Origin of the sequence: Pseudotabrizicola alkalilacus, from assembly GCF_003443995.1 — a bacterium.
Classification (GTDB): Bacteria; Pseudomonadota; Alphaproteobacteria; order Rhodobacterales; family Rhodobacteraceae; genus Pseudotabrizicola; species Pseudotabrizicola alkalilacus.
Genome location: NZ_QWEY01000001.1, coordinates 557,831 through 577,897 on the forward strand (window position 1 = coordinate 557,831; position 20,067 = coordinate 577,897).

Consider the following 20,067-nt stretch of genomic DNA (forward strand, 5'->3'; position numbering starts at 1 on the left):
GGCGTACAGTTCATATGATCCCCACAATTTATATCGTGACGCCCAGCTTTAACGCGGCAGAAACGATCGACCGAACGCTGCTCAGCGTCCTGTCACAGGCGGGGGATTTCCGCCTGCGCTACCATGTGCAGGATGGCGGCTCGACGGATGATACGGTGGATCGTCTGCGTGGCTGGAAGGCGCGACTGGACGAAGGCCGGTTCCCACTTCAGAATCGGGGGGTTTACTTTTCCTATGCGTCGGAACCCGACTCCGGGATGTATGACGCTCTGATCCGTGCGTTCGACACACTCCATCCGATCCCCAAGGCAAGCTTTATGGCGTGGATCAACGCCGACGATGTGCTGATGACCGGCTCATGTGCCTTTATCGCGGGCGTTTTCAGGCAATTCAGCCATAGCGAAGCTTCATGGGTCGGTGGCGCCATTGCAATCATCCGCGATGACATGATCGTGTCGACATACGATCGACACATCCCGCGTGAGGCCCTTCGCAATGGGCTGTCAGACGGGCAGCATTGGCCCTTTGTGCAACAAGAGGGCACATTTTTCAGGAAATGGCTTTGGGATGCCGCAGAGCCACATAAGAACCTTTTGCCAATGCGCCTGGCGGGCGACTGGAATCTCTGGCGCATTTTTGCCCAACATGCCTCTCTTGTTCAGGCCCCTCAACCTTTGGGCGGGTTCCGCATCAGAGATCAACAGCTGTCTTCCAAGCACAGAGATAAATACATTGGCGAGATGGATACGCTTGTCTCACCCAATGAACGCGCCCGAAAACTGAAGGAAATGGTTGAACGCGGGGATATCCTGCGCCGTAAGGTCCGCGGAAAATACAACACCGAGATTCTTTCAATTTACGAAGACAGTGCTTATGAGGTGGGTCGCTCCTGCTATAAGACTGTTTTCAAATCTGACCCCCCCGTACCGAGCCATCCTCAAAAGGGGGGGGAGCGACTGGTAAAGGAAGGTCAGATGCGCCCTTATACCGGGCGCAGGGCCGAAGAGTTTGCGGCGCATGCCTCCTATCACGAGGCATATTCCATTCTGGACGATGGGTGGCAGTTTCCGGCGATCACCGAGCATCACTCGGCAAAGATGATCCGCGACAGTATTCAGAAATCTGAGGATGTCCTCTATGTCGCCTATCCCTGGGCCAACCTGATTGACAAGGCAGAAGGCGGCGCAGCCGATGTAGAAGCGATCCTGACCAGTTTCCGGGATTTTTGTCGTCGCCTGCCCACTGGTCGTACAAGAATTACCGTCTGTCAGCATATCCACGCCCGACGCTATATCAATCTGTTCAAAGAGGCCGGAATATCCGAAGTGTTCTGGCCGCATGCAACGCTGTCAGATGTGGAAAAAGCCCCTGAAGGGTCTGTCCGGTTCCGGCCGTTTCCGCTCTATCCTGTGCAAGTGGTGGAAGCCCTGCCAGAGGCTTCCCCGGAGAATGATGCGGTCAAAAGGCGATATCTTTTCTCCTTCATCGGGGCGCGCGCCAATCAGCATTACCTGCGCAATACCAGAAACATCATCATCGACGAATTGTCCTCTGATCCGCGTGGCCTCGTGATTGGCCGCGACGGATGGCATTATCAGAAAGTCGTCTATGACCTTCAGATTGCGGGGAAGGGGGCTGCGGCAGAGTCCAGCGCCTTTGTGGATGTCTCTGCGGGGGATGCTTTCCGGCAGTCGCTGATCGACTCGACTTTTTCGCTCTGCCCGGCGGGGTCCGGGCCCAATTCGATCCGGCTTTGGGAATCGCTGGGGGCCGGGTCGATCCCGGTCATTCTGGCCGATACCTGGGCCCCGCCCGGCGACCGGCGGTTGTGGGAGCAGGCGGCTGTGTTCTGCAAGGAGTCTCCGGAAGAGATCAAGGCCCTGCCGGACCGGTTGGCCGCCCTTGCCGCCGATCCGGCGCGTCTGGCGCAGATGCGCCACGCCATGCGCCAGCTCTGGCTGCTGTATGGCCCCGACAGCTTTGTCACCGATGTTCAGCTGTTCCTGCTGGGGCAGCCCGAGACCGACGCGCCGCTTGCAGACCAGGGCAGCGCGCCCGTCGCTGACCGTGAACCGGCCACAGCAGAGGTGCCAGAGCGGGTGCTGATGCAGGGCGCGAACCTGCTGCTGCTTGACCCTGCGCAGACCCTGACGCGGCTGGCACATGACCCCGCCTTTGCCGGTGCCATCGCCCGCGCCTGTGCCGGCATGCCCGCCGGGTCCGCCGTCTTGCGCCATTACACCGGCGTCCTGGACCATGCTCGCCAGACCAGCCGCAGCATCACCGGCATTGCCCTTGCCCCGTTACCAGTCCCTGCGCCCCTGTCCGTCCCTGCCACGCAGCATCGGGCTGTGCCAAAGGTCTGCCTGCTGGGCCGACACGCGCACCGGACCCCGCTCAGCTATGCGCCGATCCGTAGGCTGGTCGGTGACCGGATCACAGTGGTTGATACGGCAGATCAGGCCGATCTGATCGTGACCGGCTTCAACATCGACCTGCGCGAGAACGCCGAGACCTTGCAGCCCCTGCTGCAGCGCGCCCGCCCGCCGAAACTGGTGATCCTGTCCGAAGAACCGCTGTGGGACATCACCTGGAGCGGGCCGTTCACCGGCAGAACCGGGTCGGTCACGGTGAAGGATGCCGTCCTGCCCTATACGTTCCTGGGGCATGAGACCTCCGGCATCTACGATTTCCGGAAGATTCCGTATTTCGTGCTGACCTCAGACACCTACCCGGTCCGCTACGCCAATCTGATGGCCCGTTTTGCAGCACTCTCCCCGGCAGAGCTGTTGCACCGATGGTCGCAGGCCAGCGTGGGGGCAGCCTTTGTCGCGGAGCATCGCAAAGGCGACAGCTACCAGCTGGCTTTCCCCGCGCGAAAGGTTTTCGCACTGAGCGATTACCGCACCCAGGTCGCCGAGCGCAGCGCGGCCAAGGGCGTGATCCGGGCGGGCAAAGGCTGGGGTGAGGCCCCGCGTCGGCAAGAGCTGAGCGACTGGCATCTGGACAAGCTGGCGCTGCTGGATGGCCGGACCCGGATCCTGTCCGCCTATGAGAATGTGCATCACCGGCTCTACATCTCGGAAAAGATCTTTGATGCCTTTGCCATAGGGGCCATTCCCGCCTATTGGGCCGGGCCGGAGCATCGGGTTTTTGACCTCGTGCCGGCATCAGCGATGATCAACACTTTTGACTGCCCGCCCGAGACCGCTGCCGAGCGGCTGCAAAGCTTTCAGCCGGATACCACGTTTGCGCGGGACTGGCTGGCCACCGCTGCGGCGCTCGCCCGGCAGTTCAGAGACGTTACCGCGATAAAAGCTGACCGCCGCCGCATCGCGGATGCTCTGGTGCAGGAACTGGCCGCCCTGTTCTGAGGGCGGTGGCGCATGCCTTGCCGGATCTGGCCCGCCGCGGTAGGGTGAGCCTTTGGAGACCCGCACCCCGGCGGCAACCGGATCGTGGAAGCGCTTGCCTTCACCAGCGCGGGTGCGGGGGGCATGCTTGATCAGGGCGGTCATTGATCAGCCCTCCTGCATCGCATTGCGGTTCTTGATGAAGTCTTCGGGAGACTGCCCCATCCGGGAGGCGACCTGCCGCTCCAGTTGATCGAGCGTGTCGCCGGTGACCTTGGGCGGCAGCTTGCCTGCCAGCTGGCGGCGTCCGAGATCGACGCGGACCGGTGCGACCTTCAAGATCTATAGCTGCTTTGTCAGCAAGGCAGGCACACCCAGACCCAGCAGGATCAGCGCCAGCGGCAGGGAAAAGAAGAACCCCACATGGCTGTAACCCACAGCGCCAACGATTCCGCCCCCCAGAAAGGAAAACACCAGCTGCAACAGAATCCTGAGTTTGGCAGCATCAACCCGGAGACCTGCCTGGGGTCGCAGCACGCAAAACACGGCACGGCCAAGCTCGATCCCAATATCGGTGATCATGCCGGTAGCATGGGTGGTTCTGATGCGTGCGCCCGAGATCTTGGTGATCGTGGCATTCTGCATCCCCATGATGAAGCACAGACAGGATAGTGCAAACAGGCGGCCGATATCACCGGTTAGAACGCCTCCGAAGGAGAAGCACAGCATGAAGCTGCCCTGCATTGCCAGCGGCCAGGCGTACTGCTGGCGGCTGGCACGGTTGCGCGCCCAGTTGATCAGGACCGTGCTGAACCCTGCCCCCGCGACAAAGGCCGAAATGGCCAACAGGCTGAGGCCGATCACCCAGAGATTCAGGATGGCGATATTATCTGCAAGCTGGGACAGATAGCCGGTCATATGCGAGGTGTAGTGCCCCAGCGCAAAGAAACCTCCGGCATTCGCGGCCCCTGCAATCGCGGCGAGGATGGTCGCCAGAATCAGATCATTTCCCGGTGACCGACGCCGCGCAACCAGAGCACGTGCGAAGCTGTGGGGGTGGAAGAAACGCCGTGTGGTTTTCATGCGGGGCCAGATCCCTGTGCTTTTGCATCCTTGCCCCCATTCTATGCGACAGGCCAGACCTGCGCACCATCACCGAATGACTTCGGCAGGCATGGGGCCTCACCGATGATGTGGCCCCGATGCTGTGGAAGGGGCAGGTCACGCTGGGGCGGATGCTGCAGGCCAATGCTGCTGTCGCATCCCTGCGTGCAGCAGCAGAGGCGGCGTTTGGCGATCTGCTGGGCAATATCTCGGAGCCGGTCATCCCGCGCCTGTTGGCGCTGGATACCGCGATGGACAGCCGGATTGCGGACATCGCGCGGATCGACGTTGACCGGGCGTTGCAGGTGCCGCGCGAGATTGAGACCGGCAATGCGATCGACACCCTGTCGGAGCGGCTGGCCAGTCTGACGCTGCAGCTGTCGCGGCTGCGGTCGGACGTGACGGACGCGGGCATCTACATTGATCCCGAGCTGGGTCTGGCGCGGATCGAGGCGGTGGCGCGGATCGACGGCTCGATCTCCGAGGTCGTGGTGCTGGTCGATGCCTTACGCAACGAGATCAGCCTGCGCGCGACCTATGATGAAGTCTATGAGGTGGTGACGGCGGCGCAGCTTGACCCCACCACACTGCCGGTCATCACCGAACTGTTGGGCCGTCTGTCGGAGGCAGAACTTGCGGTCAGCGGCCTGCTGGGGGCGATCACGGCCAAGGCCGATACCTTGGTGCTGGACGGCGTGTCGCTGCGTGTGACTGAGGCAGAAGCCGCGATTGACAGCCTTGAAGAGCAGATTGTCCTGCGGGTTGAGACCACCACATTTGACGCGCTGGAAGAGCGGGTCGGATCGGCAGAGGTCACGCTGGGCACCATCGACGCACCTTCAATCGGCTTTGCGGTGCAGGATGCCCGCGCCGCAGCGCTGGCCGAGGATGAGCTTTCCAGCCTGACCCTGCAACAGATGATGCAGACCATCCGCGACCGGCAGGTGGCGCAGGCCGATGTGGCCTCTGCCCGTCAGGATCTGACCGCGCTGGTGACCGAGGACCGCGAGGCGATTGCCACGCTGCGCACCGATCTGGGGGCTGCGGTGGCTGGCTCGGCCGCATTGGTCACCGCCGAGCGAAGCGCCCGCGCGACCGAGACCGGCGCTCTGGCGCAGGCGATTGACGATGTGTCGGTCAGCGTGTCGGGCCTGTCTGGGGCGATCACCGAGATCAACCGGATTGAGGCCGACAGTGCCAGCGCCGCCGCCCGCGCCCTGCGCCAGCTGCAGCTGGATCTGGGGCTGGTCAGCGATGACATTGCGGCGCAGGCCGGAGTGGTCACCGCGCTGACAGGCCGGGTCGAGGACACCGAAGACGGGCTGGAGGCCGAGGTACGCGACAGCTCGGTCATGCGGGTTGCCATCGGCGAAGCCGAGGACGAACAGGCCTCGGGCGATCTGCGCGCACTGCTGGCCGACATCGACGGGCGCGGTGCCCTGAACCGGGGTCTGGCCGATTTGCGCACCGATGCCTGGGTGCTGATCGAAGAGGGGCGCCAGGCGGTGGCCGGGGTGCGGCAGGAGATCACCGTCGCCCTCGGCAGTGCCACAGCCCTGATCGACGCCGAGCGGGTGGCGCGGACGGCGGCAGATCAGGCCGAGGCCGCAGACCGGCTGGCCCTGCGCGCCGATCTCGGCACAACGGCGGCGGCACTGGTGGCCGAGCAGCTGGTGCGGGCCGGGGCAGATGAGGCGCTGGCCACGCGCGCCGCCTCACTGGAAACGGCGGTCAATGACCCGGATACGGGATTGGCCGCGACGCTGGCCAAGGCCAACATTGTGGAAGAGGCGATCACCACGCCGACCACAGGCCTTGCTGCGCGGACGACCACGCTGGAAACGGCGGTTAATGATCCGGCGACGGGACTGGCTGCAACGCTGGCCAAGGCAAACACTGCCGAAGAAGCGATCGTCACGCCGACCACAGGCCTTGCCGCGCGGACGACCACGCTGGAGACGGCGGTCAATGATCCGGAAACGGGATTGGCCGCAACGCAGGCCACGGCCAGCACTGTTGAACTGGCCTTGACGCACCCGACCACCGGGCTTGCCGCGACGCAGACCAAGGTATCCAATGTCGAGCAGGCGATCACGAACCCGACCACGGGGCTTGCGACTCGCACCAACACGTTGGAAGCGACCGTCAATTACCCGGAGACGGGACTGGCCGCAACGCAGACCAAGGCCAGCACTGTGGAAGAGGCGATCACCACGCCGGGGACCGGGCTTGCCGCGCGCACCAACCGGCCTTGCGGCGCGCACCACCACGCTGGAAACGGCGGTCAATGATCCGGCGACCGGGCTGGCTGCAACGCTGGCCAAGGCATCCACCGTCGAAGAGGCGATCACCACGCCGACCACAGGTCTCGCTGCCCGGACGACCACGCTGGAAACAGCTGTGAGGAATCCGGCAACCGGTCTGGCGGCAACCCTTGCCGCTATCGAGGCAGAGGCCGTGACGCGGTCTGACGCGGTCGGTGCTCTGGCTGGTCAGATCGAAACTGTAAGCACTTCGGTTGGCGATCTGTCTGCGGACGTGTCGACGCAGGCGACAGCGATTGCCACCATTGACGGGCGGCGGGCCGCAACCCTTGCGTGGCGCGCCCGTGCCGGTGGCGCTGTTGGCGAGATCGAGCTTGTCGCGGCAGACAATCCGGGCGGTGATGCGGCATCGGAGACCATTGTCCGCTCGGACAGGCTCAAGTTTCTGGGCAACTTCGCCCAGTTCTTTTCTGATGTGACGATCAATGGCGATCTGATCGTCACCGGCTCTGTCACCACGCCGCGTCTGGCTGGCAATGCAGTGTCCGTCTTCCGGGGTGTATCCGGTGGCGGGGCATCACCGCCTACGGGTTCCGTACCGGGGTCAGGCCCGTTGGTGACAGTCTTTGCGCTTACCTTTGAACCCGCCGACCCAAACGGGATGCTGATGATCCTGATGGGGGGGGCATAGCCGCGCACTCATCTTTCAGCCGCATGCGCATCAAGTGGCGCGGCGTTTTGCTCGCAGAGTATGGCTTGCCAGCAGGCGGGAACTTTCCCGTGACGGCTATTCTCACAAGTCTGGCTGGCGCAGGGGTCGGCACCCTGATTGTCGAGGTTGAGTTCGGGATGAGCCTTGGTGGGGCCACGATGCTTGTCGGGGAGTTCAAGCGATGATCGAGGCTACAATCTACAACCCGGAAACGGGCCGGATCCTGCGCACGATCACGGTGCTGGATCTGAATGAGCTCGTGCTGAATGTCAGCGAGGGAGAGGCAGCTTTGCCAGGCCGCGCTGACGTGGAGCGTCAGATGGTGGTGGATGGCGCATTTGTGCCCCGCCCGCCTGACCCGGAGGCCGTCTGGGCCGCGCTGCGGGCCGAGCGTGACCGGCGTTTGGCCGCCTGTGACTGGACCCAGCTGCCCGACGCCACCGTCAACCGCGAAGCATGGGCCGCATACCGCGCCGCGCTGCGCGACCTGCCATCCCTCACAACCGACCCGCTGTCGCCGATCTGGCCAGCGCCGCCACAGGAGATCTGACATGCAGTATTCAACGGGCACTCTCACCCTGACCAATGGCTCTGCCGCCGTCACCGGCACCGGCACCGCATGGGTGGGCGGGCTGCGGGCGGGGTGGATCCTCCTGATCCCCGGCGAAGGGCCGCTGCTGATCCAGAGCGTGGCTTCTGACACCGCCCTGACGCTGGCGCGACCCTATCAGGGCAGCACCCGGTCAGGCGCGGTCTATAACGCGCTGGCCACCCGTGGCGAGATGACCACGTTCCTGACCCAGCTGCAGACCGTTCTGACCGCCATGCAGGGCACCATCGACGGGGCCGGGGCGGGCAAGTTTGCCGATGGCACGGTGGCCATTCCGGGGCTGCGGTTTGCCTCTGATGAAGACACCGGCATGCGGCGCTCGGCGGCCAATGCGCTGGCACTGGTCACAGGCGGGGCCGACCGGCTGGTGGTCACCAATTCCGGGGCCGCCCTGACCGGCCTGCTGACCGGCACAGCCGTGACCCAGAGCGTCACCGATGCCACGGCGGGGCGGCTCATGAAGGTGGCGGATTTTGGTCTGGGCGGAACCGGGGCCTCTCCTGCCATCACCCTCAACAGCGCCACGGCGCAGGGCTTGTTTCCAATACTCGGGCACCGATCCGAACTCGCCCTCGGGTGCGAATGGCGGCGTTGTGTTGGTGCAGCGTCATGCCACCACCTTCATCATCCAGACCGCACACCGGGCGAATGATTTCCAGGAGTTCGCCCGGTTCTCGCAGGACAATGGCGCAACCTGGTCGGCATGGTCGCGGACGGTCAGCCAGCGCAGCCTGCTCGGCACCGTCAGCCAGTCATCGGGGGTGCCGACAGGTGCTGTGATCGAGCGCGGCAGCAACGCCAATGGCGAATATGTGCGCTTCGCCGATGGCCATCAGGTCTGCCGCACGGTTGCACAAACCATTGATATAGCCACTGCCGTGGGTTCGGTTTTCCGGGGTCTGGGGAGTGGCGTCAGCTGGCCTGCCGCCTTCTCGGCGGTGCCGTTCGTCGTGCATATGCCGACCGACTCCGCGAACCTGTGGGGCGGCAATCAGCTGTCCAGCAGCGCCACCAATGCCGTTTTGCGCCTGATGGCCCCGACCTCTGTGACCGGCGTACAGGGCTGGTCGCTCGGCATTGGCCGCTGGTTCTGATTTTCAAGGAGATGACCATGAAGCTTATCCTGTCCCCCGTCCGCATGGACACCGCCCTGACCGCCTCGGTGGCGGGCACCACGCTCACCCTCAACGGTGATGCCCTGGACTTCGGCCCGCTGCCCAACGGGGCGGTCCTGCCCCGCGAGGCCATCGACAGCCCATGGATCGCAGGCGATGTCAGCCGCGATATGGCGGGCATCCTGACCGTGCCGCTGATCCTGCCGCATGGGGCCAATGCGCCGGAGGAAACGCTGTTCCCCGAGCCGCTGACCGTCACCAGCGGCCCGGTGGCCCTGCCGCCCTATCAGGCCCCAGAAGAGGAGATCGCCGATGCAGAGTGACCGCACTGATTATCTTCCAGATGTCAGTACAACGCCCCCCATACCGCAACCCGAACTCAGCGCGATTCTAGGCCGCATTCAAGCTGCAGACGATCCGTGGACGGAGCTCATGCTATGGCTGAGGGAGCGCGCGGCCTTCAATCAAAGCCTTGGAGGCGATGACGAGACACTGGTCAACCTTATCGTTGTCTGGGTGACACAGCTCAGTCTGCCGGTGATGCAAGGAGGTCGTAATCAGGCACCGGCTGGGGCTGGTAACGCTCGCGGGTGCTGCCACCGTAACACTCTTCAGGAGAGCGCCAATGCCCAAGATTGATTTTGCCCAAGCCGTGACTGCACAGACCCGCGCGGCCTCGGCGCTGGCCGCTGCACAGGCGCAGGCGCATGCCCGCGTCATCACCCTGATCGAGGCCGCAACCGCCACCATCACCGGCCCGGTGCCTTTGGCGGAGATGCTGTCATGGACGTCAAAAGAGGAAGCGGCGCGACGGCTGCTGACCTTGCCCGCCGGGGAAACGGATCCGGGGATCGAGGCTATCCTCGGTGGCGAAGCGGCGCAGACTGGCGAGACGCTCGACGTGCTGGCTGAAAAGATCATCGCTAACGCTGATGCCTACCGCAGCATCATCGCCGTGCTGGCTGGCCTGCGCCGGATGACCTGTACCGCCATCGACACCGCAGCGACCCCGGAGGCGGTGCAGACTGCAATGGACGCGCTGGCGGCCGAGCTGGCGCAGGTGGTGGTGTGAGAGAATGGCGGGAGCCAGCGTCGCGACAACGCGGGAACCAAGCTGGTATCGAATCGCCCGAAAGGACCATAACGATGTGGCACCCGAACCAGATCGTGAGCTTAAAGAAAATGCTGCAGCTTCCGCCCGATACCATCCACGCGCTGGGTTTCATTTCGGGCTGCCGTGCGGAGTGGAGATTATGGGTGCAGTTGCTTCAGGGCCGGGCAAATCTGCAGATTGCGCCACTAGTCATACCCAAGCAAACCTGCGCTCACTTTCTTAAAAGTTGCGAGGTTTTGGAAAAGGCGGCAAAGGTTCTGCGTTTGAAGGCGAGCGAGGCCGCCGCGCGTCGTGCCTTTGATGAGAGTTTAGACTTGCTAGCTCTGCCAATCGGATACGACGCGCATCGGCTTTCCAGAGTGGTCAATCTCGCGGAGCAGCTGCTTCAGGTTTTCAGCGATGAGATCCTGGGCGGGCATCTGTTGTCACTCGATTCCCGACACGCGGCGTTCTTTGATATGGCCGCGCCATTTGGCCAGTCGGTCGAGGATTCGTTCCCGTCGGCAGAGTTCGATATCTCAGAGGCCGCGAAATGCCGTGCGGTCGGACGGTGGACAGCCTGCGTGATGCATCTGATGCGGGTGCTGGAGGTGGGCTTGGCGGCACTTGCGCGTCATTACGACGTTGCTGTGGACAGCAACTGGAACAAAACCCTCAACGAGATCGAGACCAGAACTCGCGAAGTCGGCAAGCGGAGCCATGGAGCAGAGGCAGAACAATGGGCGGCTGAAGCTGCAACCCACCTGCGGTTCATAAAGAACGCATGGCGGAATCAGGCGATGCACCCGCGTCAGACATATGACGAGGAACGGGCCGTCGCGATTTTCGAGAGTGCTCGTTCCTTCATGCAGCACCTGTCAGAGAAACTCAGTGAGGATGATCTGCTGGTCTGATGCGATCTGTCTTCACGACCTTGACGCACCGTTCAATCCCCCCTTTAAGCCCCGTGCAACCAAAAGGGCTCTGCTGCAGGTTATGAAGTAAAACTCTGCAAACTACGGCGTCGCGCTACAGAGCCACAACAACCACAGTTGTCCACAGAAGATTTGCCAAGAAATCGCTTTACAGGGTTTCGCTTCTGCAACACCATATCTAGTATGGGCGTTGTCGGGCATACGCAGCGCCTTGCCAGACACCCAGCATTTCGTGGGTCACGCCTCGCGAAAGGCATCATGAAGAGGCCGGGCAATGTCACTATCTGAAGATTTCCTGTCAAACGACGATATGCACCCTATCGACATCGTCGAAACCCTGGCCGAGCACCGTGAGTGGGAGTTTGACCGGGTCACTGATGATCAGATCGCCATGGCGGTCGAAGGGCAGTGGCGCACCTATTCGCTGACCCTCGCCTGGTCGGCGCAGGATGAAACCCTGCGGCTGATCTGCACCTTCGAGATGGAGCCGCCCGAGGGCAAGCTGCCGGGGCTGCTTGATGTGCTCAACCGCTGCAATGATATGGTCTGGACCGGCGCGTTCACCTATTGGGCCGAGCAAAAGCTGATGGTCTGGCGTTACGGGCTGGTGCTGGCGGGCGGGCAGGTGGCCGGGCCGGAGCAGATCGACCGGCTGATTTCCAGCGCGGTGATGGCGGCGGAGCGGTTCTATCCGGCGTTTCAGCTGGTGGGTTGGGGCGACAAGACCCCTGCCGACGCGATGAAGGTTGCCATTGCCGAGGCCTACGGTCGCGCCTAACCTTGCCCCGTCAAGACGGGGAATGCGATGAACTTGGATATGATCAACCGCAGGGGCCTTGTGCTGCTGGGATGCGGAAAAATGGGATCGGCCATGCTGGAAGGCTGGTTGGGGCAGGGGCTGCGGCCCGAGGCGACATGGGTGATTGACCCGCACCCTTCGGACTGGCTGAAGGGAGTGGCCGCAAACGGCCTGACTCTGAATGACGGCATGCCGGACGCGCCGGCCGTTGTGCTGATCGCGGTCAAACCGCAGATGATGGGGGCCGCCCTGCCGCAGATCGCCGGATTTGGCGGCGGCGACACGCTGATCGTGACCGTGGCGGCCGGGACGACGATTGCCACCTATGAGGCGGCGTTTGGCGCGGGCACGCATATCGTGCGCGCCATGCCCAACACCCCCGCCGCCGTCGGGCGCGGGATCACCGCCATCACCGGCAATGCCGTGACCACGCCCGCCGATCTGGATCTTGCCGAGGCGCTGCTGTCGGCGGTGGGGCAGGTGGTGCGGCTGGAGGGCGAGCATCAGATGGATGCGGTCACTGCCGTTTCCGGCTCTGGCCCGGCCTATGTGTTTCACCTGATCGAAGCCTTGGCGGCGGCGGGCGAGGCCGAGGGGCTGCCTGCGGAACTGGCGATGCAACTTGCCCGCGCCACCGTGACCGGGGCAGGGGAGCTGGCGCACCGCGCGCCGGAAACTGCGGAACAGTTGCGCATCAACGTGACCTCTCCCGGCGGCACCACGGCGGCGGCGTTGTCGGTGCTGATGGAGCCGGACACCGGCTTTCCGGCCTTGCTGCGCCGGGCGGTCAAGGCGGCGGCGGACCGTGGGCGGAGCTTGGGCAAATGATCAGCTATGACGATTTCCAGCGGGTCGATATCCGCGTCGGGCGCATCACCCGCGCCGAACCCTTCCCCGAAGCGCGCAAGCCTGCGATCAAACTCTGGGTGGATTTTGGCGGCGAGATTGGCGAAAAGCGCTCCAGCGCGCAGTTGACCCGGCACTACACGCCCGAAACCCTGATCGGGCGGCAGGTGATGGCGGTGGTCAACTTTCCGCCGCGCCAGATCGGCAAGGTCTTGTCCGAAGTGCTGGTGCTGGGCGTGCCGGATGATGAGGGTGAGGTGGTGCTGCTGTCGCCCGACCAAAACGTGCCTTTAGGCGGAAGGATGTTCTGATGAAACTGCTGATCACACGACCCTTGCCAACCGAAGTGACTGAGGCTGCCAGCGCCCGCTTCGACGTAACCCAGCGTGAAAGCACGCTGCCATTGACCGGGGATGAGCTGCGCGCCAGCTTGCGTGACTTTGACCTGATCCTGCCGACGCTGGGCGACCGCTATCAGGCCGATGTCTTTGCCGATGTGCCAGAGCCGCGCGCGCGGATGCTGGCGAATTTCGGTGTGGGTTACAATCACATCGACGTTGCCGCCGCGCGTGCTGCCGGTCTGGTGGTCTCCAACACCCCCGGCGCGGTGACCGATGCCACCGCCGATATCGCCCTGACGCTGATGCTGATGACCGCGCGCCGCGCTGGTGAGGGCGAGCGGATGGTGCGTGCCGGTCGGTGGGAGGGCTGGCACCCGACCCAGATGCTGGGGATGCACGTGTCTGGCAAGCACATCGGCATCATCGGCATGGGCCGGATCGGCAAGGCGATAGCCCGTCGCGCTCAGGCTGGTTTTGGCATGGAGGTGGTGTTCTTCAACCGCTCCCCCGTCGCCGAAGTGGGCGTGCCCGCGCGGCAGGTCAGCCTGTCCGAGGCGATGGCCGCCGATGTCGTCGTGCTGGCCGTGCCGGGTGGCAAGGACACCCATCACCTGATCAACGCCGAAACGCTGGACCATATGCGGCCCCATGCGATTCTGGTGAACATCAGCCGGGGCGATGTTGTGGATGAGTCCGCCCTTGCGGCGGCTCTGGTTGGTGGTCGTCTGGCCGGGGCGGGTCTGGATGTCTACGAGTTCGAGCCGCAGATCAATCCGGCGCTGATGGCGCTGGAGAATGTCACCCTGCTGCCGCACCTGGGCACCGCCGCGCTGGAGGTGCGCGAGAGCATGGGGATGATGGCGGTCGACAACCTGATCGCCTTTGCCGAAGGGCGCGCGCTGCCCAACGCGGTGTAACGGCCCCGGCTTTCACCTTGCCCAAACCTCCCCGCGGAGCGACCGGCGGCTGGCGTCGGTCGCTCCGCGGGGAGTATTTGGAAAGCAGCAATGAACAAGCTGGGTCTGTTTTTCAAATCTTGCGTGCGTTGCGCGGTCTGTCCGATTTGTGGACATTCGCTGGATCTGCCTTGGTTTTGCCGGTGGCTTGCCATGCGCAGGCCCTGTCTTTGGGGCAGGGCTGGAGTGATAGTCCTGACCCTTCCGGGCCATGGGCGCGGAAGAGGAGCGGGGAATGGTCTGGCCGGAGCCGGAACAGGCGGAACAGGGCGGACCGTCGGTGGTGGCCGAGGGGATCTTTGCCACGACCCCGATTGCCACGCCCGGCGGCTGGCGCGCGGCAGGCGAGCTGACGCCCGGCGCGCAGGTCATGACCTTTGATGCGGGCTGTCAGCCGGTGATGCGGGCGCTGGTTCTGGCCTTTGAGAATGCACCGCGCGGGCTCTGGCCCCTTTTGGTGCCAGCCTGGGCGATGGACAATCGGGAAGAGCTGGTGCTGCTGCCCGAGCAGAAGGTGTTGATCGAGGCGGATGTCGCCGAAGATCTGTACGGCGACCCGTTTGCGCTGATCCCGGCACGGGCCCTGGAGGGGCTGCGTGGCATTGCGCGGTGCAGGCCGCCACCGCTGGCGGTGGCGGTTCAGCTGCAGTTTGCGCAGCATCAGGTGATCTATGCCAGTCGGGGGGTGTTGTTGTCGTGTGGCGGTGACCCGCTGGCCGATGCCGGGTGGCGCGCCCGTGCCTACAGCAGTTATTCGCTGGCTCAGGCGCAGCATCTGATTGCCTGCCTGATGGCGGAAGAGACCGGTGTTGCCCTGCGCATGGCAGAGCAGCACCGGCCGGGATCGCGGGCCTAGGCCGCCTTGCGGGCGGTCTTGCCGTAAAAGGTGGCGCCCGATGCCGCCATGTCGCGCAACAGGTCTGGCACGGCAAAGCGCACGCCTTCGCTGGCGGTCAGCGCCTCGCAGATCTCCACCGCGCGGGCCGCGCCGATGATGTCGAGCCAGCCGAACGGGCCGCCCGACCATGGCGCAAAACCCCAGCCGAGGATCGCGCCGACATCGCCTTCGCGGATGTCGGTCAGCACGCCGTCTTCCAGCGCGCGCACCGCTTCCAGCACCTGCGCCATCAGCAGGCGGTGCTGCACCTGTGTCAGCTCCGGCTGGTCATCGGCGACCGGATACTGCGCCGCCAACCCCTCCCACAACCCGCCGCGTTTGCCTGCGTCGTCATAGGTGTAAAAGCCCGCATTGGCCTTTTTGCCGATGCGGCCCTGATCCACCATCCCGAACAAGACCTCATCGACCGCACTGTCAGGATAGGCCTCGCCCATGGCCAGCTTTGTCGCTTTGGCGATCTTTACGCCCAGATCAAGCGAGGTTTCGTCCACCAGTTGCAATGGCCCCAGTGGCATGCCGACCAGTTTGGCGGCATTTTCGACCAGAGCCGGTTCCACCCCCTCGGCCACCATGCGGATGCCTTCGTTGATGTATGGAATGATGCAGCGGTTGGCGTAAAAGAACCGCGCGTCATTGACCACGATCGGCGTCTTGCGGATCTGGCGCGCGAAATCCAATGCCTTGGCCACCGCCACATCGCCGGTCTGTTTGCCGCGGATGATCTCCACCAGCATCATCTTGTCGACCGGCGAGAAGAAATGGATGCCGATGAACTGCTCTGGCCGTTGGCTAGCCTTGGCCAGATCGGAAATCGGCAGGGTCGAGGTGTTGGTGGCAAAGATGCAGTCCGCACCAACCACCGCCTCGACCTTTGCGGTCACATCGGCCTTTACCTTCATATCCTCGAACACCGCCTCGACGATCAGATCGCAGCCGGACAGGGCGGCATAATCGGTGGTGGCGGTGATGCGGGCCAGCACCTCGGCCTTTTTCTCCGCCGTTACTTTCCGGCGCTGGATGCCTTTGTCGAGGATGCCTTCGGAATAGGCCTTGCCACGATCCGCCGCATCCTGTGCGGCGTCGATCAGCACAACCTCGATCCCCGCATTGGCAGAGACATAGGCGATGCCCGCGCCCATCATGCCCGCGCCGATGATGCCGACCTTTTTCACGGTCTGATCCGGGGCGTCTGGCCGGTTTGCGCCTTTTTCCAGCGCTTCTTTGTTGATGAACAGGCTGCGGATCATCGCCGACGAAGACGGGTTCATCAGAACGCCGGTAAAGTTGCGCGCCTCAATCTTCAGGGCGGTGTCAAATGGCACCATTGCGCCCTCGTACACCGCGCTCAGCAGCGCCTTGGCGGCTGGGTAGACGCCCATGGTTTTGCCATGCACCATGGCAGAGGCGCCGACAAAGGTCATGAAACCCGCCGGGTGATAGGGCGCGCCGCCGGGCATCTTGTAGCCCTTGGCATCCCAGGGCTTGACCAGATCCGCCTCTTTCGCCGACAGCACCCAGTCCTTGGCGCGCGCGAGAAGGTCTTCGGGTGCGACCACCTCGTCAATCAGGCCGCCCGCCTTTGCGCCCTTGGGGTCAGACAGTTTGCCCTCCAGCAGATAGGGCGCGGCCATCATCGCGCCCATTTTGCGCACCAGCCGGGTGGTGCCGCCCGCACCGGGGAAGATTCCGACCATGATCTCGGGCAGGCCGATCTTTGCCTTCGGGTTGTCTGCCGCGATGATGCGGTGGCAGGCCAGCGGCACCTCCAGCCCGATGCCAAGCGCTGTGCCCGGCAGCGCGGCCACAATCGGCTTGCCGCCCTTGAGCGTCTTCGGGTCCATCCCGGCGCGTTCGATCTTGCGCAGGATGGCATGCATTTCCATCACACCATCGAAGATCCCCCCGGCCCCGCCCTCGTCGCGCATCTTGGCGATCACGTTCAGATCCATCCCGCCGGCAAAATCCTTTTTGCAAGAGGTGATGATGACGCCCTTGACCGCAGGATCGGCAAGCGCAGAGTCAATATGGCCGTTCAGTTCCGCAAATCCGGCCAGTGACATCACATTCATCGACTTGCCCGGCACATCCCAGGTCAGTGTGGCGACGCCCTCGGCGTCAACGACATAGGTAAAATCGCTCATTCTTCCGGTCCTTTCTGAAGGTCGGGTTTGGCAGGGCTGGCCCCCAGAAGCGGCCAGCGGGCTTTGGCAACAGCGTTGGAGATCGAGGCCGCTTTCCAGCGGTCCTCAATCCGGCGCAGCGTGGTCTGCGACGGAAACGGATCAAACACCCGCATGCCACCCGAGATGATATGGGAGATGTAGCGCCCGGTGATCAGGTTGGGGTCCAGCGCCTGCGCGCTTTCGACAAGACGAATATAATCCGTCACCCGTTGCGATCTGAGCATTGCGCAAAAGCTTTCAAAGCCCTCGCGCAAGTCATCATCCGTGGTGAATGTCAGGTTTTCGGTATGGGTCACCAGATGGAACGGCAGCACCACCCCGGCCCGATAGGCCGCAAAATCGCCTGTCATGACAGCAACAGAGATTTCGTCCAGATAGGCTTGGAGGATGGCGGCGGCGGGCACCACTATACCCGTTCGATGATGGTGGCGGCCCCCATGCCCGAGGCGATGCACAGTGTGGCCAGACCCACGCTCTTGCCGGTCCGTTCCAACTCATCCAGCAGGGTGCCGATGATGATGGCCCCGGTCGCGCCCAGCGGATGGCCCATGGCGATGGAGCCGCCATTCGGGTTCACGCGGGCAGGGTCGACATCAAACGCCTGCATGAAACGCAGAACCACGCTGGCAAAGGCCTCGTTCACCTCGAACAGGTCAATGTCGCTGATGCTCATGCCTGCATCGCGCAGGATCTTTTCGGTCACCGGAACCGGGCCAGTCAGCATGATGGTGGGGTCGGTGCCGATTTTGGCGGTCGCCCGGATGCGCGCGCGGGGTTTCAGCCCATGGGCGCGACCGAATTCGGCATTGCCGATCAGCACAGCCGCTGCCCCATCCACGATGCCTGACGAATTGCCCGCGTGGTGAATGTGGTTGATCCGCTCCAGATGCGGGTATTTCATCAGGGCGATCTTGTCGAAGCCCGGCATCACCTCGCCCATATCCTTGAAGGCGGGTTTCAGCGCGCCAAGCGCCTGCATGTCGGTGCCGGGGCGCATGTATTCGTCATGATCCAGGATCGGCAGACCGTTCTGGTCGCGGATGGTGACGACCGACTTTGCAAACCGCTTGTCCTGCCACGCCGCCGCCGCCCGGCGCTGCGACTCCATCGCCAAGGCATCGGCCATGTCGCGGGTAAAGCCGTATTCTGTGGCGATGATATCGGCGGAAATCCCCTGCGGCACGAAATAGGTCTTCATCGCCAGTGACGGATCGACGGCAATCGCCGCCCCGTCACTGCCCATGGCCACCCGGCCCATCATCTCGACCCCGCCGGCAATATAGGCCTGACCCGCGCCACCCTTGACCTGATTGGCGGCAAGGTTCACCGCCTCCATACCAGAGGCGCAAAAGCGGTTGATGGCCAGACCGGGGATGCTCTCATCCAGATCCGACAGCAGCACGGCCGAGCGCGCCAGACAGCCGCCCTGCTCGCCCACCTGGGTCACGTTGCCCCAGATCACATCCTCGACCGCATGGCCTTCCAGCCCGTTGCGCTCTTTGACCGCATTCAGGATTTTGGCCGACAGGGCGACCGAGGTCAGTTCGTGCAGGCTGCCATCGGGGCGGCCCTTGCCGCGCGGACTGCGAACAGCATCATAGATAAAGGCGTCTGACATATGGTCCTCTCCTTATGCCCGGTCTGATGGGTTGCCGGGCATCAAATCATAGGGATGTTTCCAGCCCGGCAGCGCCGCGATACGGTCAAGCCAGGCGTCGATATGGGGCCAGTCCTTGCGGTCAAATCCGAAGGGTTCGGGGTAATAAAGATAGCCGCAACAGGACAGATCGGCGATGGTCACGCCATCCCCCACCATCCAGTCGCGCCGCGCCAGATGCGCGTCAAGCACGGCATAGGATGCTTTCAGCCGGCCTTGCAGAAACGGCACAACACCTTCGGGCCGCTTGTCCACGGGCGCAAAATTCATCAGGAACCGCACCGTGCCGATCTGGGTCGACAACTTGTGATTGTCCCACAGCAGCCAGCGCACCACCTCATTCCTGGCTTTGAGCGTGGCCCCGCCCAAAGCCCCGGTCCTTGCCGCGATATGCAGCAAGATCGCACCCGATTGCGTCAGCACGGCCTCACCATCGACCAGCACAGGCACTTCGCCCATTTCGTTGACTTCGCGAAACTCCGCCGTGCGGGTCTCGCCGTTGAAGAAATCCACATAGCGGGGCAGCCAAGGCGTTCCGGTCAGGGCGAGGGCAAGCGCGCATTTATAGGCATTGACGCTTTCGCCAAAACAATACAGCTCCATCATCGCCGCCGCGTCCTGATCCGTCGTCACATCTTCCATCGCCATCGGCCCTCCCAGACCTGCCGGAGCAACCGGGGGTTTTCCCCCGGCGCGGTGGTTCCCCGGACCAATGGCGACACCACTGGCAACCCGTGGAGTGGTTTTGCCAAGATGAAGCAAGGAATGGTTAACCTTGTCATCCTAACCTCGTCAGCGCGGGACAGGCTGGAGAGCCGATGACCGCCCAAGGTGAAGCCCCGTCCCGAAGCCCCGGCCCGAAGCCCCGGATAGCCAAAACGGACAGTCGGGGCGGGGTGGGCCCAGGCCTTTTCATCTTGGCCCAAATACTCCCCCGCCGGAGGCGTCCGCCGCATCAGATCGCGCACCAGTCAGTGTTTCCGCGCCTCCAGTTCCGAATTGAACAGCCGCAGTCGGTGGGTCAGATTGTCCTTGTTGGTGACGCTGTCGAAATGCTCGAACAGAAACGACAGCGCCTCGCCCTCGTCCAGCCCGGCCTCGGTGGCAAAGCGCTTCAACCGTCGATAGCCATCTTCGGTCATGGCAACGGGAAAGCGGCGGGTCAGGCGGAAGCGTTTCGGCATCGGGTCTCTCCGGCTTG

The 20,067-nt window shown here is 63.5% G+C and carries 21 protein-coding genes; 14 read left to right on the plus strand and 7 right to left on the minus strand.

Annotation, left to right across the window (positions count from 1 at the left end):
• Nucleotides 1–14 precede the first annotated feature (14 nt).
• The gene (locus D1012_RS02720) at nucleotides 15–3,374 is read left to right on the plus strand and encodes an exostosin domain-containing protein (protein ID WP_158569168.1); all 3,360 of its coding nucleotides are present in this window, start codon (nucleotides 15–17) and stop codon (nucleotides 3,372–3,374) included.
• Between the two features lie 147 nt (nucleotides 3,375–3,521).
• Here D1012_RS02720 and D1012_RS22575 read toward each other — a convergent pair whose 3' ends face one another.
• Nucleotides 3,522–3,692, minus strand: coding sequence for a hypothetical protein (locus D1012_RS22575; RefSeq protein ID WP_158569170.1), 171 nt, complete (start codon nucleotides 3,690–3,692; stop codon nucleotides 3,522–3,524).
• A gap of 3 nt (nucleotides 3,693–3,695) precedes the next feature.
• Complete coding sequence (locus D1012_RS02725) at nucleotides 3,696–4,436, minus strand: YoaK family protein (protein WP_118149769.1); 741 nt, start codon at nucleotides 4,434–4,436, stop codon at nucleotides 3,696–3,698.
• Between the two features lie 119 nt (nucleotides 4,437–4,555).
• Here D1012_RS02725 and D1012_RS02730 point away from each other — a divergent pair, with 119 nt between their 5' ends.
• The 13 genes from D1012_RS02730 to D1012_RS02795 all read left to right on the plus strand — a co-directional run bounded on the left by D1012_RS02730 (nucleotide 4,556) and on the right by D1012_RS02795 (nucleotide 14,984).
• A complete protein-coding gene (locus D1012_RS02730) occupies nucleotides 4,556–6,748 on the plus strand; it encodes a hypothetical protein (RefSeq protein WP_118149770.1) in 2,193 nt (730 codons plus the stop codon).
• Nucleotides 6,687–7,412 carry a hypothetical protein gene (locus D1012_RS02735; RefSeq protein WP_118149771.1) on the plus strand — a complete coding sequence of 242 codons (726 nt, stop codon included), beginning with the start codon at nucleotides 6,687–6,689 and terminating at the stop codon, nucleotides 7,410–7,412. Before D1012_RS02730 ends, D1012_RS02735 begins: the two co-directional genes overlap by 62 nt.
• A gap of 202 nt (nucleotides 7,413–7,614) precedes the next feature.
• Nucleotides 7,615–7,983: a tail fiber assembly protein gene (locus D1012_RS02745; RefSeq protein ID WP_118149773.1), complete on the plus strand. Its 369-nt coding sequence runs from the start codon at nucleotides 7,615–7,617 to the stop codon at nucleotides 7,981–7,983.
• A gap of 1 nt (nucleotide 7,984) precedes the next feature.
• Nucleotides 7,985–8,695, plus strand: coding sequence for a hypothetical protein (locus D1012_RS02750; protein WP_118149774.1), 711 nt, complete (start codon nucleotides 7,985–7,987; stop codon nucleotides 8,693–8,695).
• Nucleotides 8,643–9,137 carry a hypothetical protein gene (locus tag D1012_RS02755; RefSeq protein ID WP_147335615.1) on the plus strand — a complete coding sequence of 165 codons (495 nt, stop codon included), beginning with the start codon at nucleotides 8,643–8,645 and terminating at the stop codon, nucleotides 9,135–9,137. The genes D1012_RS02750 and D1012_RS02755 overlap by 53 nt, the downstream gene beginning before the upstream one ends.
• Before the next feature lie 17 nt (nucleotides 9,138–9,154).
• On the plus strand, nucleotides 9,155–9,481 hold the full coding sequence (locus D1012_RS02760; protein WP_118150044.1) for a hypothetical protein: 327 nt from the start codon (nucleotides 9,155–9,157) through the stop codon (nucleotides 9,479–9,481).
• 302 nt (nucleotides 9,482–9,783) lie between these two features.
• Nucleotides 9,784–10,230 carry a hypothetical protein gene (locus D1012_RS02765; protein ID WP_118149776.1) on the plus strand — a complete coding sequence of 149 codons (447 nt, stop codon included), beginning with the start codon at nucleotides 9,784–9,786 and terminating at the stop codon, nucleotides 10,228–10,230.
• Nucleotides 10,231–10,304: 74 nt separating this feature from the next.
• Nucleotides 10,305–11,165 (plus strand): hypothetical protein, encoded by an 861-nt coding sequence (locus D1012_RS02770; protein WP_118149777.1) that lies wholly within the window; start codon nucleotides 10,305–10,307, stop codon nucleotides 11,163–11,165.
• A 295-nt stretch (nucleotides 11,166–11,460) separates the two neighbouring features.
• Nucleotides 11,461–11,964 carry a type III secretion system chaperone family protein gene (locus tag D1012_RS02775; protein WP_118149778.1) on the plus strand — a complete coding sequence of 168 codons (504 nt, stop codon included), beginning with the start codon at nucleotides 11,461–11,463 and terminating at the stop codon, nucleotides 11,962–11,964.
• A 27-nt stretch (nucleotides 11,965–11,991) separates the two neighbouring features.
• Nucleotides 11,992–12,813: a pyrroline-5-carboxylate reductase gene (gene proC / locus D1012_RS02780; protein WP_118149779.1), complete on the plus strand. Its 822-nt coding sequence runs from the start codon at nucleotides 11,992–11,994 to the stop codon at nucleotides 12,811–12,813.
• Nucleotides 12,810–13,142, plus strand: coding sequence for a tRNA-binding protein (locus D1012_RS02785; RefSeq protein WP_118149780.1), 333 nt, complete (start codon nucleotides 12,810–12,812; stop codon nucleotides 13,140–13,142). Before proC ends, D1012_RS02785 begins: the two co-directional genes overlap by 4 nt.
• A complete protein-coding gene (locus D1012_RS02790; protein ID WP_118149781.1) occupies nucleotides 13,142–14,089 on the plus strand; it encodes a 2-hydroxyacid dehydrogenase in 948 nt (315 codons plus the stop codon). The genes D1012_RS02785 and D1012_RS02790 overlap by 1 nt, the downstream gene beginning before the upstream one ends.
• A 274-nt stretch (nucleotides 14,090–14,363) precedes the next feature.
• Complete coding sequence (locus D1012_RS02795) at nucleotides 14,364–14,984, plus strand: Hint domain-containing protein (RefSeq protein ID WP_158569173.1); 621 nt, start codon at nucleotides 14,364–14,366, stop codon at nucleotides 14,982–14,984.
• Here the strand turns inward: D1012_RS02795 and D1012_RS02800 are convergent.
• The 5 genes from D1012_RS02800 to D1012_RS02820 all read right to left on the minus strand — a co-directional run bounded on the left by D1012_RS02800 (nucleotide 14,981) and on the right by D1012_RS02820 (nucleotide 20,050).
• Complete coding sequence (locus D1012_RS02800) at nucleotides 14,981–17,167, minus strand: 3-hydroxyacyl-CoA dehydrogenase NAD-binding domain-containing protein (protein ID WP_118149783.1); 2,187 nt, start codon at nucleotides 17,165–17,167, stop codon at nucleotides 14,981–14,983. The genes D1012_RS02795 and D1012_RS02800 overlap by 4 nt on opposite strands.
• Nucleotides 17,164–17,613, minus strand: a complete 450-nt coding sequence (locus D1012_RS02805; RefSeq protein ID WP_147335616.1) for a hypothetical protein — start codon at nucleotides 17,611–17,613, stop codon at nucleotides 17,164–17,166. The genes D1012_RS02800 and D1012_RS02805 overlap by 4 nt, the downstream gene beginning before the upstream one ends.
• Nucleotides 17,614–17,615: 2 nt before the next feature.
• Nucleotides 17,616–18,827 (minus strand): acetyl-CoA C-acetyltransferase, encoded by a 1,212-nt coding sequence (locus D1012_RS02810; protein ID WP_118149785.1) that lies wholly within the window; start codon nucleotides 18,825–18,827, stop codon nucleotides 17,616–17,618.
• A gap of 12 nt (nucleotides 18,828–18,839) precedes the next feature.
• Complete coding sequence (locus tag D1012_RS02815) at nucleotides 18,840–19,469, minus strand: glutathione S-transferase family protein (RefSeq protein WP_118150045.1); 630 nt, start codon at nucleotides 19,467–19,469, stop codon at nucleotides 18,840–18,842.
• Nucleotides 19,470–19,837: 368 nt separating this feature from the next.
• Nucleotides 19,838–20,050 carry a hypothetical protein gene (locus D1012_RS02820; RefSeq protein ID WP_118149786.1) on the minus strand — a complete coding sequence of 71 codons (213 nt, stop codon included), beginning with the start codon at nucleotides 20,048–20,050 and terminating at the stop codon, nucleotides 19,838–19,840.
• Between the last annotated feature and the right edge of the window lie 17 nt (nucleotides 20,051–20,067).